At 34.8% G+C, this 15,412-nt stretch carries 12 protein-coding genes; 7 read left to right on the forward strand and 5 right to left on the reverse strand.

Annotated features, from left to right (window positions below):
* Window positions 1-6 precede the first annotated feature (6 nt).
* From mutM to CRO45_RS11680, 3 genes are all read left to right on the forward strand, one after another.
* Window positions 7-810 (forward strand): bifunctional DNA-formamidopyrimidine glycosylase/DNA-(apurinic or apyrimidinic site) lyase, encoded by an 804-nt coding sequence (gene mutM, locus CRO45_RS11670; RefSeq protein ID WP_097149826.1) that lies wholly within the window; start codon window positions 7-9, stop codon window positions 808-810.
* 457 nt (window positions 811-1,267) lie between these two features.
* The gene (locus CRO45_RS11675; RefSeq protein WP_097149827.1) at window positions 1,268-2,542 is read left to right on the forward strand and encodes a RidA family protein; all 1,275 of its coding nucleotides are present in this window, start codon (window positions 1,268-1,270) and stop codon (window positions 2,540-2,542) included.
* A gap of 267 nt (window positions 2,543-2,809) precedes the next feature.
* On the forward strand, window positions 2,810-3,571 hold the full coding sequence (locus CRO45_RS11680; protein WP_097149828.1) for a PdaC/SigV domain-containing protein: 762 nt from the start codon (window positions 2,810-2,812) through the stop codon (window positions 3,569-3,571).
* A gap of 460 nt (window positions 3,572-4,031) precedes the next feature.
* Here CRO45_RS11680 and CRO45_RS11685 read toward each other — a convergent pair whose 3' ends face one another.
* From CRO45_RS11685 to CRO45_RS11700, 4 genes are read right to left on the reverse strand one after another with little or no spacing between them, the layout of a single operon-like run.
* A complete protein-coding gene (locus CRO45_RS11685; RefSeq protein ID WP_097149829.1) occupies window positions 4,032-4,823 on the reverse strand; it encodes an ABC transporter ATP-binding protein in 792 nt (263 codons plus the stop codon).
* Complete coding sequence (locus tag CRO45_RS11690) at window positions 4,823-5,854, reverse strand: FecCD family ABC transporter permease (protein ID WP_097149919.1); 1,032 nt, start codon at window positions 5,852-5,854, stop codon at window positions 4,823-4,825. Before CRO45_RS11690 ends, CRO45_RS11685 begins: the two co-directional genes overlap by 1 nt.
* Window positions 5,854-6,888 carry a FecCD family ABC transporter permease gene (locus CRO45_RS11695; protein ID WP_097149830.1) on the reverse strand — a complete coding sequence of 345 codons (1,035 nt, stop codon included), beginning with the start codon at window positions 6,886-6,888 and terminating at the stop codon, window positions 5,854-5,856. The genes CRO45_RS11690 and CRO45_RS11695 overlap by 1 nt, the downstream gene beginning before the upstream one ends.
* A 2-nt stretch (window positions 6,889-6,890) precedes the next feature.
* On the reverse strand, window positions 6,891-7,913 hold the full coding sequence (locus tag CRO45_RS11700) for an iron-siderophore ABC transporter substrate-binding protein (protein ID WP_097149831.1): 1,023 nt from the start codon (window positions 7,911-7,913) through the stop codon (window positions 6,891-6,893).
* A gap of 222 nt (window positions 7,914-8,135) precedes the next feature.
* Here CRO45_RS11700 and CRO45_RS11705 point away from each other — a divergent pair, with 222 nt between their 5' ends.
* The 3 genes from CRO45_RS11705 to CRO45_RS11715 all read left to right on the forward strand — a co-directional run bounded on the left by CRO45_RS11705 (window position 8,136) and on the right by CRO45_RS11715 (window position 12,003).
* A complete protein-coding gene (locus tag CRO45_RS11705) occupies window positions 8,136-9,164 on the forward strand; it encodes an NAD(P)/FAD-dependent oxidoreductase (RefSeq protein ID WP_097149832.1) in 1,029 nt (342 codons plus the stop codon).
* A 722-nt stretch (window positions 9,165-9,886) separates the two neighbouring features.
* Window positions 9,887-10,741, forward strand: a complete 855-nt coding sequence (locus tag CRO45_RS11710) for a malate synthase (protein ID WP_097149920.1) — start codon at window positions 9,887-9,889, stop codon at window positions 10,739-10,741.
* Window positions 10,742-11,040: 299 nt separating this feature from the next.
* Window positions 11,041-12,003 carry a tRNA dihydrouridine synthase gene (locus CRO45_RS11715; RefSeq protein WP_097149833.1) on the forward strand — a complete coding sequence of 321 codons (963 nt, stop codon included), beginning with the start codon at window positions 11,041-11,043 and terminating at the stop codon, window positions 12,001-12,003.
* A gap of 95 nt (window positions 12,004-12,098) precedes the next feature.
* On the opposite strand, the gene CRO45_RS11720 is transcribed toward CRO45_RS11715, so the two are convergent.
* Window positions 12,099-12,896: a murein transglycosylase gene (locus CRO45_RS11720; protein ID WP_097149834.1), complete on the reverse strand. Its 798-nt coding sequence runs from the start codon at window positions 12,894-12,896 to the stop codon at window positions 12,099-12,101.
* A 177-nt stretch (window positions 12,897-13,073) separates the two neighbouring features.
* Here CRO45_RS11720 and CRO45_RS11725 point away from each other — a divergent pair, with 177 nt between their 5' ends.
* Window positions 13,074-15,356: an ATP-binding cassette domain-containing protein gene (locus CRO45_RS11725; RefSeq protein ID WP_097149835.1), complete on the forward strand. Its 2,283-nt coding sequence runs from the start codon at window positions 13,074-13,076 to the stop codon at window positions 15,354-15,356.
* Window positions 15,357-15,412 lie beyond the last annotated feature (56 nt).

Raw genomic sequence — 15,412 nt, forward strand, 5'->3', positions numbered from 1 at the left:
AGAATGATGCCTGAATTACCAGAGATGGAAACATATAAAACAATGCTAGGATCAATGATAGGTGGGCAAACTATTTCAAATATTGAAATTGGTCGTGAAAAGTCTATTAATGTACCAGTTACCCAGTTTACTTCGCAAGTTTCAAATCAAACAATAAAAAGGATTACTAGAAGAGCAAAGTATTTAATTTTTCAATTACAGGATGACTCATGTTTACTATTACACTTGATGCTTGGTGGATGGATGTTCTTTGGCAAAGAGGAAGATAAACCAGACAGGACGATTCAAGTAAAGCTATCCTTTGGGGAACAACATTTATATTTCATTGGACTGCGATTAGGCTACCTACATCTATTATCTCCAGAAGAGGTAAAGGAAGAGTTTGAAAAACTGGGACCAGAAGTGCTTGATCCTAATTTTACTTTAAATACCTTTCACGAGCTAATGGAAAATAGAAGAGGGGCAATTAAAACAACACTTATCAATCAAGAAGTGCTCGCGGGAATAGGAAACGCTTATTCTGATGAGATGCTTTGGCATGCAGAAATTCGTCCAGATAAAAAAATCAATGAATTAGGTGAACAACAACTAACTCGCCTCTATCATTCGTTGCAATTCATCCTTAAAAAAGGAATCCAAGAGGGCGGTTATATGGACAACCCGCTATATAAGGGTGATGCCAAAACAGGTGGATACCGATTTTATGTTTATGACAAAGAAGGAGAAGCATGTTCCCGTTGTAATACTCCAATTATTAAAGAAGAAATCTCATCAAGGAAAACGTTCTTTTGCCCTAATTGTCAAAGTTAGAAGATTAACCCTTAACTTATAAAATTTCGAGTAAAGTCCAAAAGAAATTTCCTTTTGGTCGCGCGGATAACATAGTGTTGAAAGGGGAAAAACATACTAAATGATGCACCTGTTGTTTGATCCATTTTTTTAAAATCTGATAATAAGTTAATAAATATATCTATAAATACGATAAAGATTTAGTAAATAGTTATCCTAATTGGTAAATGACTTTAAAATCATGAACGTTATAATTAAGTTACAGATGGTATAAGGAGCTTAATCATTTTTATTTACGGAGCAATGATTTTCGATTTCTTATAGGACTTTAAAGTCTAACCAGTTTTTACACGGTTCACATAGTGAATCAGTTTTTTTTTGACTATTTAATTACGGCTCCATAATTTAGTCCGATTTTTCGGTGCGAAACAACAGTTAAAAAAATTCTTAAAAAATATATCCTAAAGGGGAATACATCATGAGCGGTTATAACGCAGTATCAGCAAAAAATACAGAAAATGCTCCAAACGGTAACGGTCTATATTCACAATCTGTAGCTTTCTCTCATTACAACAATCTTTCAGCCCAATTACCTATCGAACCTGAAACTGGTAAATTGGTTGCTGGTGGTATAAAAGAACAAGCTGAACAGTGCTTTAAAAATATTAAGGCAATTGTAGACAGCATTGATCATGTTATGAGTGATATTGTTAGAATCACGGTATTCGTTAAAGATATTAAAGATGTTGACGCTGTAGACGAAGTATATAAAACATTCTTCCCTACTTATGTTCCTGCACGAACAACAGTTGCAGTTGCAGCTTTACCAATGGATGCATTAGTTCAAATTGAAGCACTTCTTTCACACGGTGAAGGTACCATTCCAAATGCACCACAAGCAGGCGACCTAATCAAGCTTACAAATAACACAACAAATGCACCAACTAGTGTTCTATCTACACAAACTGTAGCTTTCTCTCATTACAATTATCTTTCAGCTCAATTGCCTATCGATCCAAAAACAGGCAGATTAGTAGTTGGCGGTGTAAAAGAGCAAGCTGCACAGAGCTTAAAAAATATTAAGGCAATTTTAGAAAGTATCGACGTTCCTTTTGATGATATTGTAAAAACTACTGTTTTCCTTAAAAATCTTTCAGATGCTGAAGCGGTAAACGAAGTTTATTCTACGTTTTTCCCTGACTCAGCAATCGCTAGAGCTGTAGCATATGTTCCTGCAATGACTACAGTTGAAGCTTCTGCTCTACCTATGGATGCTTTAGTACAAATTGAAGCAGTGGTGTCACACGGAGACGGTACACCTCCACAAGAGATTGAAGATAGACATGGAATCGTTATTTGGGCAAACAACACTGAAAACGCACCATTAAACTCTCTATCTACACAAACAGTAGCGTTTTCTCATTACAATCACCTTTCAGCACAATTACCACTAGATCCAAAAACTGGGGAAATAGTAGCTGGTGGTATAAAAGAGCAAGCTGCACAGAGCTTACAAAATATTAAAGCGATTGTAGAAAGTATCAACCACGTTATGGACGATGTAGTTAAAGTTAATATTTTCCTTAAAAATATCGAGGATATTGATGCTGTAAATGAAGTATATACAACATTCTTCCCAGGTGGAATCCCTGCACGTAGAATAGTTGGTGTATCTGCATTACCTAAAGATGCATTAATCCAAATCGATGTAGTTGTATCAAACGCTGAAGGAACTCCTCCAAAAGCGAAATAAGGTATATGTCTTTATAATAAGGAGCTGTCTCGTCTTTGAGATAGCTCCTTTCTTACAATGAAAGAAGAACGAATTTCCGATGGTAGGAATTCGTTCTTTTTTCTATGGTATTTATAGAATTATGACAAATTATCATATCAACAATAAATATCATTAATAAGGTCGAATTCCTTTTTCATAATTAGTATTCAGTAGGAAATACTGTGTTAGCATACTGTAAAATAGACAACAGAGTAACGGAGTTGTTAACTGACTAGGAGGATTAAAGTGGATAAAAAATGGTTTTATAAAGTATTTTTTATAATGCTAGTTTTAATGCTAACAGCGTGTAGTGGTGAGAAAAGTACATCGACGATAGAAACAAATGTAGAAGAGGAAGAATATGAAGCCGTATCTAAACTGACAGAAGAGCAGGAGTATGAGATCATTTCGGAAAGTTTTTCTGAAGAGAATGTCATAGTCGAATATCCTCAAATTGTGAATTTCAAAGATGAAGAAAAGCAACGAGAAATAAATGAATTAATTAAAAAAGAAGCACTGAAACCATTTTTAGAAACACTTAAAATTCTAAATCCAGACCAAAAATATGAAGCTGAAGGGAAATTTGATATTAAATTCAAAAATAATCAAATTTTAAGTATTGCTTATAGTAGTTATAACAATATTAGCCCATCTGCTCATCCATATAATTTGTTTTTCACAACAAATATAGACCTAACGACTGGAAATGAATTATTTCTACCTGATTTTGTGAGTAACATTGATAAGAATTTTATAATTAAATTAAAAAATGCTAAGTATGTTGGGGATTTAGGGGAAGATAATGAGCAACAAATTAAAGAAATGGTATTTGGTCAATATAGTAGCTTTGAAGAATTAATTACGGAACTGAATAGTAGTAAAGACAAGAATAATGGTATTTTTGTCTATGTAACTGAAAATGCACTTGGTATTAGTATGCCTGTTGCCCATGTAGCAGGGGATCATGCTGAATTCGAAATTGATTTCGATGTTTTAAAAGAAGAATAGGAATTCATGTGGATAAGTAGTGCTATTCTTATTTTTGAAACTGGGAGGGTACCGAATTTGAGAAATATGTAGTAGTAAAATAACGGGAGAATTTCCCGTTATCTATAGAAACAGGACTTTTTTAGGGGAAATAAGAGTAGATTTTCCTCTTATTTTAAGAAAGTCACCTCATTTAAGCCCTTTTTTAGCAAATAAGGGTAATTCCTCCCTCTATTTAAGCGGTTTTTCGGACTTTTTACTAATTAAGGGGAAATTTTCCTCTTATTCATTCGGTGAGTGAAATTCTGTGACCAAAGGTAGACCGAAATACCACACAGTATAAATATTCGCTTCCAAAACGAGCTTCATTCCACCAATAACGGAAAAAATTCCTCTTAATTACCATCCTAAACATATAAAATAACGAAAAAAGTGAAATCACAACCCCGATTTCACTTTTTTCATTTAAGCTTGTATTTTTTTATTTATGATATCGACTAATTGGTAGAACAAGCGGTGTATTCGAAATAGGATCATTTATTACTTGGCAATCTAAATTAAATGTTTCTTTTATAAGCTCGCTCGTAACAATCTCATTTGGGGAGCCCTCAGCGATCAGTTTCCCATCCTTTACTGCAAATAAGTGATCTGCGTAGCGTGCGGAAAGGTTTATATCATGAAGCACCATTACAATTGTCGTTCCGTATTTTAAATTTAAGTCTTTCAATAAATCTAAAATTTCTACTTGATAAGTAATATCTAAATAGGTTGTAGGCTCATCTAAAAATAAAATATCTGTTTGCTGAGCTAGTGCCATCGCAATCCAAACACGTTGGCGTTGTCCACCTGATAGTTCATCTATATGGCGATCGCTAAATTCGGCAATATTCATCATATCAAGAGCAGTTGCAACAGCTTCGTAATCCTTCTTCGACCAACTAGAAAACATGGATTGGTGAGGGAAGCGACCACGACCAACTAAATCTGCAACAGTTATACCTTCTGGGACGATAGGTGACTGTGGCAAAAGCCCAACTGTTTGAGCAAGCTTTTTAGATTGAATCTGGTAAATCGATTTTTTATCTAAAAATACATCACCACTTGTTGGTTTTAGTAATCGAGCCATTGTTTTTAACAAAGTGGATTTACCGCAACCATTTGAACCGATTATAATACTAATTTTATTTTCAGGAATCGATAGGTTTACATCCTGTAAAATGACATTTTGATCATAGCCAGAATGTAAGTTTTTTGTTTGTAGTGTATGAGACATTATATATTCCCCTCTCGATTCATTTTAATCAGTAAGTAAATTAAATACGGTGCTCCGATTATTCCTGTAATAACCCCTACAGGAAAACGTGTTTCAAATGCAAATTGCCCGATTAAATCAGCTCCGAGTACCAAAATAGCACCGATTAATCCTGAAGGTATGAGTGCAGAAAATCCAACCCCGACAATACGTCTTGCAATTGGTCCTGCTAAAAATGAAATAAAGGCAATGGGTCCTGTAGTTGCCGTTGCGAGAGCAATTATCAACACAGCACTTACCAATAAAATGATACGAACTCGATTTGTTGAAACACCTAAAGATGTAGCGGCTTGTTCACCTAGCTCTAACATTTCTAAATGGCGTGCAAAGTACATGAGTATCGGTGTACAAATAACTAAAAGAATCAATAGCGGCAAAATCGTTTCAATCTTTGTCCCGTTTAAGCTTCCACTCAACCAGCGTAGTGCAGTCGGTAAATCATGTGTTTTCGCGATTAACATTAAATACGAAATAAAGGCATTTAACATTGCCTGGATCCCAATTCCGATTAATATTAATCGACCAATTGAAAATGAAGTAGTTCTAGAGAAACCATAGATAATGGTAACTGTTAATAGTCCACCTACAACTGCAGCAATCGATATCACAGTATTACTAGCTTGAAGGACAACAATACAAAATACAGCTGCAGCACTTGATCCGGCAGTAATACCAATTACATTAGGATTCGCTAATGGGTTTCTTAACATTGTTTGGAATACGTATCCTCCAACACCAAATGCAAATCCAGCAAGTAGACAAGCTAACATTCGAGGAAAACGTAATGTTCCGACCGTAAAGCTTGCCCCTTTAACTTCCTCACCCAATAAAACAGCAAGAACATCTTTTACTGGATAAATCGTATTACCAAGCATTAACATGGCGCAACATAATGCAAAAGTAATGACGTTTAATATGACCATGGTCGTAATATATCGATGTTTACGTTTTGTTCTTGATTGAATAATCGTTTTTAAAGTATTGTTGTTCATCATAGGCTACGCATTTTCGCTTTCATCGTAATATATATTAAAATCGGTGCGCCAATAAAGGCTGTTAATATCCCAACCTCTACCTCTCCTGGACGAGCGATTAATCGTCCTACTACATCAGATATTGTTAAAATGATTCCACCCGACAAAGCGGAAAGTGGGATGATATAGCGTAAATTTGGTCCAATGATTAATCGAATTAAATGAGTAGCTAATAGACCTATAAACGCGATTGGTCCTGCAAAGGCAGTTGCAGCACCACAAAGTAGAACTCCTGCAAAAGCAGAGAGTAAACGAATTGTCCCTGTTTTAACGCCTAATCCAGTCGCTACTTCATCACCTAATGCCATTGCATTTAGCGCGGGTGCAGTAACAATAGCAATAATCACACCTACAACTAAAAAAGGGAGAAATAATTGAATACTATCCCACGTACCAGCTCCAACACTTCCAACCTGCCAAAAACGGAATTGATCCATTACATTTTGACGGGGAATCATAATCGCAGTTACGAGAGACGATAAAATCGCACTTGTTGCAGCTCCAGCTAAGACGAGTTTTAGTGGTGTAGCTCCACTTCCACCAAGAGAGCCAATTGTAAAAACAAAAATAGCAGTAAGAATCGCGCCTGCTATAGCTAACCATACATATTCACTTGGAGAACTAATATTGAAAAAGGCAATACCACTTACAACAAAAAGGGAAGCTCCGGTATTGACCCCTAAAATACTTGGATCAGCAATTGGGTTTCGCGTGACCGATTGCATAAGTGCCCCAGATACACCTAATGCTGCACCACACATAAAACTAAAAATCGTTCGTACAACTCGCTGACGAACGACACTAGATTCATGGTCGTTCAATTCTGGATGGAATAATCCATCCAGAATTGTAGACCACCCAATTGAACGAGAGCCAAAAGCGATAGAAGCAATAATTGAAATTATTAATAGAACTAAAAGAATAATTGTTAACTTCCCAAAGTTTTTTGGAAGTAAAGATTGCTTCTTCGCTGCAATGTTCAACTGTTCCATGATTACTTAATATTCTTCGCTACGTCTGAGATTAAAGTTAAGTATTCATCAATTGTATATTGAATTGAAAGTGGATTTGGATTACCTGCCGCTGCTAATGGTGTGTTGTCTTCGATCACAACGATGTTACCGGCAGCAATCGCGGGAACTTTCCCTAAAATAGGATCTGCTTGTAAAGCAGCTAATGTATCTTTGTTTCCATAAGTAATAAATAGTTCAGTATCGTTTAGTGCATCAGCATTTTCAGCACTCACTTGAATATAGAAACTGTCATCAGTAATTAACTCTTTAATACCCTCAGGGTACTCCATACCTAAATCCGTTAAGAATTCGCCACGTGGATCAGTTGGTGTATAAACATAGAAGCTTGATAAATCAGCAGTATTAAACATACCAAATGCAGCTTTTTTACCTTTAATATCGGAATACTCATTTGCTTTATCAGCAATTAACTTTTCTGTATCAGCAACTAATTTCTTACCTTCTTCTTCCATACCCATTCCTTTAGCGTTTAATAATACTTGGTCACGCCAAGGTGTAACCCAAGGAGTTTCTTCGTATGGAACAACTGGAGCAATTTGACTTAATGTATCGTATTCTTCTTGAGTAATACCTGAATAAGCAGCAAGAATAACATCTGGATTACTATCAGCAATAGCTTCGAAATCTAAACCGTCAGTATCTTGATAAACGTTTGGGTTTTCTTCACCTAACTCTTTTAATTTATCAGCAGTCCAAGGTAATAAACCAGAATCATCTTGTATTCCATAGTTTGCAGCAGAGAAACCTACTGGTACTACTCCAAGTGCTAATGCTACATCGTGGTTTGCCCAAGCAATAGTTGCAACCCGTTCAGGTTTTTCGTCGATTGTAGTTTCGCCAAATGCATGTTTAATAACGATTGGATATTGACCATCACTTTCTATTTCTGTTGTTGATTCTTCGTTTGTTGAATTATCGTTGCCACAAGCAGCAAGAATCAACACAATAATTGATGTAATTAAAAATAATAATGATTTTCTCATTATGAATAGCCTCACTTTATTGGTTAGTTTTCTATTTTATTCTAAATGATAAAGATTCTCATTATCATTCGTATGAATTTATAATACTTGAAATTCACATCATGTCAATAATTTTTTTGAGAATGATTTTCATTTAGAAATTGACTTTTATTTAATGATTCGATAATCTGATTGAGAAATGTTCTCAACTAATCTGATTAAAACAATAATGGGGTGCTTTAAATGGAAATATATGATGTGACGATTATAGGTGGTGGACCTGCTGGGTTATACAGTGCTTTTTATAGTGGAATGCGTGATATGAAAACGAAAATTATTGAATATCATCCTTATTTAGGTGGGAAAGTGAATATCTTTTTAGAAAAAGTACTTTGGGATGTAGGCGGTCAACCACCAATTCATGCAAGTAATTTTTTGAATAATTTAATCGCACAAGCTATGACATTTGAGCCGACCATTTGTTTAAGTCAAAAAGTTGATCGTATAGATAAAGAGGAAGAGTATTTTATAATTACGACAAATACAGGGGAGAATCACTATTCGAAAACTGTAATTATCGCAATTGGTGGAGGAATTGTTGAGCCTATTAAATTGGATCTTGAAGGTGCAGAAAAGTTTGAAATGCAAAACCTTCATTACACGATTAACGGAATTGAGCGCTTTAAAGACAAAGAGATTTTAATTTCAGGTGGGGGAAATGCAGCTATTGATTGGGCTGTTGAACTATTACCGATTGCGAAAAAGTTAACAATCATTTACCGTAGCGACGAGTTAAAAGCACATGAATCACAAATTAAAAAGTTAGTTGAGCATGGTGTCGAATTTAAATTGAATACAGAATTGACAAAACTCATCTCAAATGAAGATAAAACAGCTATTGCACGTGTACGATTAAAAGAAAATGATGTGGAGTACGAAATGGCGATGGACGATGTATTAGTATGTCACGGTTATAACCGAGAAGTATCTCTCGATTTCTGTGAATCCATTGCCCCAGTACGAAATGAATATAAGCAATTTAACAGTGAAGGACAATGTAAAACATCGATACCTGGAATTTATGCAGTAGGGGATATCGTAGCTTATGAGGACAAAGTTTACTTATTAGTCGGGACATTTAATGATGCTGTTTTAGCTGTAAATAGCGCGAAGAAATTCATTGAGCCAGATGCGACAAGTTATGCAATGGTTTCTTCACATAATGATAAATTTAATGAGCGTAATCGAGTGATTTTAGCGTGTTACAGCTAAAGATTTTTTATCTTACGATATACAAGACTTCTATATTGAAATAACAGCGTGGTATTATAGACTCGATAAATTAACAGAACAAGAACGACAAAATGTATACGACGCTCTTAAAAGAATAGAAAAAAGATTAATTGAGGTGTACGGTGAAAATGCATCGTTTGAAATATACTTTAATGAAGGTGAAATAAATGTGGAGTATATAGATGGTCAAAAGCAATAATTCTTTCAAGAGTGGAGGCAGGTTCTCTGTAAGGGGATCTGCTTTTTTAATTTTTTGGACATTTCCCGGTATTTCTACAGTATTTTGGGCAATCTAATGAAGATGCTCAATAAATAAGAAAAGTTGCTCAATTAAGCCCACAGGTTGCTCAAAAAATGGCTCACATATTTAGAACGTTCAATCGCAATTCCACCAAATTGATAATAACCTTTGAAGAATAATAAATGCAAAGTTTTTATTTTAACCCAAATCAAAATAAGTTGTCAACAAGAAATTTGTTTTATTTTCAAAAAAGTGCTATAATATTCTTACAATTGTTTTTTAATCGTATTCTTAATTCCCGCGGTAAATTTTTGCAGTTAGAATTATGGATGCGTTTTTTTAATTTCCTATTTTTCCACCGGAAAAAAAACAGTTGTGTGGGCTATAAATTAATTGAATAACATTAACAATTTGTTATCTAATAGTAACCCGAATTTTAAGGAGGACTAGAATAATGAATCTGAACCTAATCAATAAAAAAGTTACACACAAACGTTTTGGCACGGGTAATATCGTTAAACATAATGAAACGAGCATTGAAATACATTTTGCATCGGAGAGTAAAAAGTTTGTTTTTCCTGATGTATTCGAAAAACACTTAAAACTACATGATCAAAGTGTTGCTACCTCACTTGAACAAATGTTAGAAAAAAAGGAAATGGAACGAAAAGAAGAAGAGTTACGAAAAGAAAAAGAAAGAGAAATACTACGAAAACAACATGAGCTTCGTTTGGAACATGAAAAGCTCATGAAAAACCATAAACATCACCCAGAATCACAAATGGTTTTTTGGTGTGATACAGAGGAACAAATTAGTGCATTTGAGGAGTGGAGAGTCTTCTCAGGTGTAATTAAGAGCGGAAATAATAAAGGAAAGCCAAATAAACCAAGTCGTTTGCACCAAAATAGTGCTGTTCTGTTAACGACAGTAGATCCTAATCAGCCTGAACAAGACAGAAAAATCTTAGGTGTCTATATGGTAAATGAAAAGTTTGTAGGAAAGCTTTGTGAAGATGGATATATCCCGGCACATTCCGAGTACAAACTCCAATTAACAGAGCAGGAATCAGAACAGTTGCCTTTCTATAAATATTACGTTAATGAAAAATCCCCGGATAAGATGACATGGAATACAGGTAAATACCGTTATTTTAGTAATGCATGGATGGCTCAAATTTTACGTGATATTGTTTCTTTAAAAACTGATCCAAAAGAACAAGAGCTTGCAAAAGGATTCTTTAAACATTTTTGTAAGATGAATAAAATATTAGCTCAAGAGTTACCAGAGCCTAATGGCGCATTGATGCGTTCATAGAAAGTATCTCTTACTCAATTGATTTTCTTGGGGTTATTGGGGTATTTATTCATCAATAGTCATATTTTAGATGCTTACAAACAGTTGAAGGAATACTATAATATATAGAGAACGAATACCAATCGTGGAATTCGTTCTTTTTCGTGTGTCTTAAATGAATCGTAAAGCAGATACACTGGTTTTCATAGATAATAAATAACCAACTGTTTGATAATAAGTTATTAAGCATGATATAAGTGTAAAAAGAAGTTAAACATAAAGTTTGAAATGATATACATATGAGAGGAATTGAGTTTGATATGATAGATAATTTTTGGCGTGAATTACCGCGACCATTTTTTGTACTTGCACCTATGGAAGATGTGACAGATGTTGTTTTTCGTCATGTTATAAGTAAAGCGGGAAGACCTGATGTGTTTTTCACAGAGTTTACAAACTCGGATAGTTATTGTCATCCAGAGGGTAACAAAAGTGTACGTGGACGATTACTTTTTACAGAAGATGAACAACCAATGGTAGCACATATTTGGGGAGATAAGCCTGAATACTTCCGTCAAATGAGTATTGGTATGGCGGAAATGGGATTCAAAGGAATTGATATTAATATGGGGTGCCCTGTACCGAATGTGGCATCAAGAGGGAAAGGTAGTGGCCTAATCCTTCGTCCAGAAGTTGCAGCAGAACTAATCCAAGCAGCAAAAGAAGGCGGGTTACCTGTTAGTGTAAAAACAAGACTTGGATATACGGATGTAAATGAGTGGGAAGAGTGGTTAACGCATATATTAAAACAGGATATTGCGAACCTTTCAATTCATTTACGTACTAGAAAAGAAATGAGCCAAGTAGATGCCCATTGGGAGCTCATTCCTGAAATTAAGAAACTACGCGATCGTATAGCACCGGATACACTATTGACAATTAATGGCGATATACCTGATCGTCAAAAAGGCTTAGAGCTTGTTGAACAATATGGTGTTGATGGGGTCATGATCGGGCGCGGTGTATTTAAAAATCCTTTTGCGTTTGAAAAAGAACCGAAAGAACATAGCCCAAAGGAATACCTCGATCTTCTAAGATTGCAATTAGACTTGCATGACCGTTATTCTGAGGAAATACCACGTTCCATCACAGCGCTTCACCGCTTTTTCAAAATTTACGTTAAAGGCTTTAGAGGAGCAGGAGAGTTAAGAAACCAATTGATGAGTACAAAATCAACCGATGAAGTACGTGCATTAATTGATAATTTTATTATTGAAGAGTAATAATATTATTCATTTAAATTTAGCTTAAATAAACTAACACCCCGTTTATCGTATAAATAAATTATGCGAAAAACGGGGTGTATTTGATTTTATCTTTAACGCAAATATTCCTTTAAATCCGTTGCTGCTTTTATTTGTTCTAGCTCACTTTTAGATTCCACATATCTAGAATCATAGGAAAAATCCAAGATATATTCCCTAGCTATAAGATGTTTATTTGTAAATTCATGATAGCTAAGCTCATTATCTTGTTCCGAGATTGTTTGACCGAGCTTTTCGTTATAGAAATTGATGTCAACACTAAAATACTCCAAATCTTGTTCTTTCAAATATTGTACTAATTGAAAAGCCTTATCTAGCTGATCATCCATATCATTAGCTGAATTTAAAATGATATTTAAAAATACAATGTTACCGATACTATTATGGTCGTTTTTGAAAATGTCTTCATAAGTGTTAGCGGCAGTATATTTAGTATCTGCATCATCAGGAAATGAAACATTGACCATATAGGAGTAGTTTTCAACACTTCCATACAATTCTTTGTAAACTAAACCAAACTGTTCGTTAAGTTCAGCACGCCACTTTGTATCTAAGTAATCATCCCACAGTGGATCCATGTCTTCTGTAACTGAGATTCGAGCAGTTAAAGTAGGATTGCTGACAGGATGAGCATGAATTTGATATGTCCCAAAATAGTCACCGAGTGGTTTTGAAAAGCTGGATTCTCCAATATTGAAGTCTTCATTATACTTTTCTTCAAGAAACTTCTCTGCTACATCTTCAGCTTTATAGCTAATAAGTGGAAAGTAAATATAGTCAAATATAATTAAACCTATTATTAATATAAAGAAAATAGGTACTATTAATAAAAAGGTAAGTATTTTTCGCATTCGTTTTCTCCCTAATGAGAATTAATTTACTATAAAAGTAGACGTAAAGAGTTAATTGTTCGTTACAAAAAAAGGGGAATATTTTGTAAAAAAATGTGAAAAAGTCTAAATGAGTCCAAGTTGGCTAAACTTATATTAAACTAAAAGAAGTATAGTAAAGTCAGTAGAGGTGGTAACATGTCGGAAAAGAAGGATGAAATCATCTTAAGAGGGCTTAAAGAAAATAATTTGAAAAATATTGACTTAAATATCCCGAAAGAAAAAATTATTGTATTTACCGGTCTATCGGGTTCAGGGAAAAGTTCGGTTGTTTTTGATACGTTAGCAACTGAAAGTAGAAGACAAATGACTTTAAACTACCCTCTCTATGTTAGAAATCAAATGCCTAGGTACGAAAGACCTCACGCAGATTTAATGCAAAACTTAAGCCCGGTTGTAGTAGTAGAACAACGGACTATTACTGGGAATTCGCGCTCAACTGTAGGTTCTTATATGGATATTAACCCGCTTATTAGACTTTTATTTTCAAGAATAGGAAACCCATCAATTGGCTCAGCAAACGATTTCACAAGTCAAAGTTCTTTTGGCAGATGTCCAGAATGTAGTGGATTTGGACAAGTGATTGCACCAGTTTTAAATAAAATGATAGATTTCGATAAGTCACTTCGAGATTATGCAGTGAAGTTCAAGCCATTGTCACCTTCTGGATGGCAAGGTAGATGGATGATCACTGGTGGATTATTTGATCCCGATAAACCAATCAAGGACTACTCAGAAGAAGAATTTCAACTATTAATATATGGTCCTTCAAATGGTGAAAAAGTTTATGCACCATTTCATACAAAAAATGGACCCCAGCCACATGAATGGGACGGGTTATTACCGCGGTTTACACGCTTATATATCAATAGAGATATTTCAAAGTTAAAAGAAGTATCTCAAGATGACGTTTTAGCAGTAACGTCCCAAACTTTATGTCCAACCTGCCAAGGCTCAGGACTAAATCCTAAAGTATTAGAATGTAAAATTAATGGGCTTAATATTGCAGAGTACAATCAACTAGAGCTAACAGATCTACTAATGGAACTAAAGACTATACAAAACCCTATTGGAAAATCTATTGCACAACAGGCGAATTTGCATATTATACAACTTGTCCAATTAGGATTAGGTTACCTAAGTCTTTCAAGAAAAATGGAGACATTATCAGGAGGAGAGGCGCAAAGGGTAAAAATCGCCCGTCATTTAGGAAGTAGCCTTAATAATATGACTTACATTTTTGACGAACCAAGTGCAGGCCTCCACCCAGAAGAAGTCGGTCAATTAATACAAATGATGAAAAGTATTAAAGAGCAACATAATACTGTCATCGTTATTGAACATGATCTAACAGTTATAAAAGAGGCGGATGAAATTATCGAGATGGGTCCTGGCGCAGGTGTTAATGGAGGAGAAGTTGTCTATCAAGGAAGATTAGAAGGATTAAAACACTCTCCTACCGGTATCGCTCTTGACCAAAAGTTAAAGATAAACAAAAATCCTAGAGGTATAGAAAGTCATTTTAAAATTGAAAATGCAACGTACAACAATTTAAAAAATATAAGCTTGGATATCCCTAAGAATGTTTTAGTTTCTATATGTGGAGTATCTGGATCAGGAAAAAGTACGTTAATGTTAGAAGTATTTACAGAAAAGTATCCTGAAACTATTGTAGTTGAACACGGGAGTATAGGGATCTCTAGTCGTTCAACACTTGCTACATATATGGGAATTATGGATGATATTCGTGCCATATTATCAAAAGAAACAGGTCAACCAATTGGGTTATTTAGCTTTAATTCTTTAGGTGCATGTTCTATTTGTAAAGGTAAAGGGGTCATAACGCCTGAAGTTGCATTTGCTGATCCTGTAACAGTTCCGTGTGAAGCTTGTAATGGATCAAGGTATTCAGAAGAAGCTCTTAAGTATCACTATCAAAATAAAAATATAGTTGAAATATTAAATTTAACAATCGATGAAGCAATGGATTATTTTAATGTGCCTAAGATTATTAAACGAATAAATATGTTAAAAGAAGTAGGGCTAGGGTATTTAACATTAGGACAGACAACAAGTTCACTAAGTGGAGGGGAACTTCAACGTCTTAAATTAGCAAGTCATCTGCAAAATGAAGGACAGATCTATCTTCTAGATGAGCCTTCTTTAGGGCTGCATACAAATGATAATGGAAAACTATTAGATGTATTTCAAAGTCTCGTGGACAAAGGAAATTCGGTCATTATTATTGAACACAATCTAGACTTCATTGCAGCGAGCGATTGGATTATTGAAATGGGGCCCGGTGGAGGAAAACAGGGTGGACATCTACTATTTGAAGGTACGCCAGAGGAAATGTTAAATGTAGACACTTTAACTGCGAAGTGGTTAAAGAGTGGGATAGATAACTTGAACGTAGTATGATTGTGAAAAATCAGTATTCTATCTAAGGTCCAAAATGCAAATGTTCAATAGTTGAA

Origin of the sequence: Ureibacillus acetophenoni (assembly GCF_900220965.1) — a bacterium.
GTDB classification, from domain to species: domain Bacteria; phylum Bacillota; class Bacilli; order Bacillales_A; family Planococcaceae; genus Ureibacillus; species Ureibacillus acetophenoni.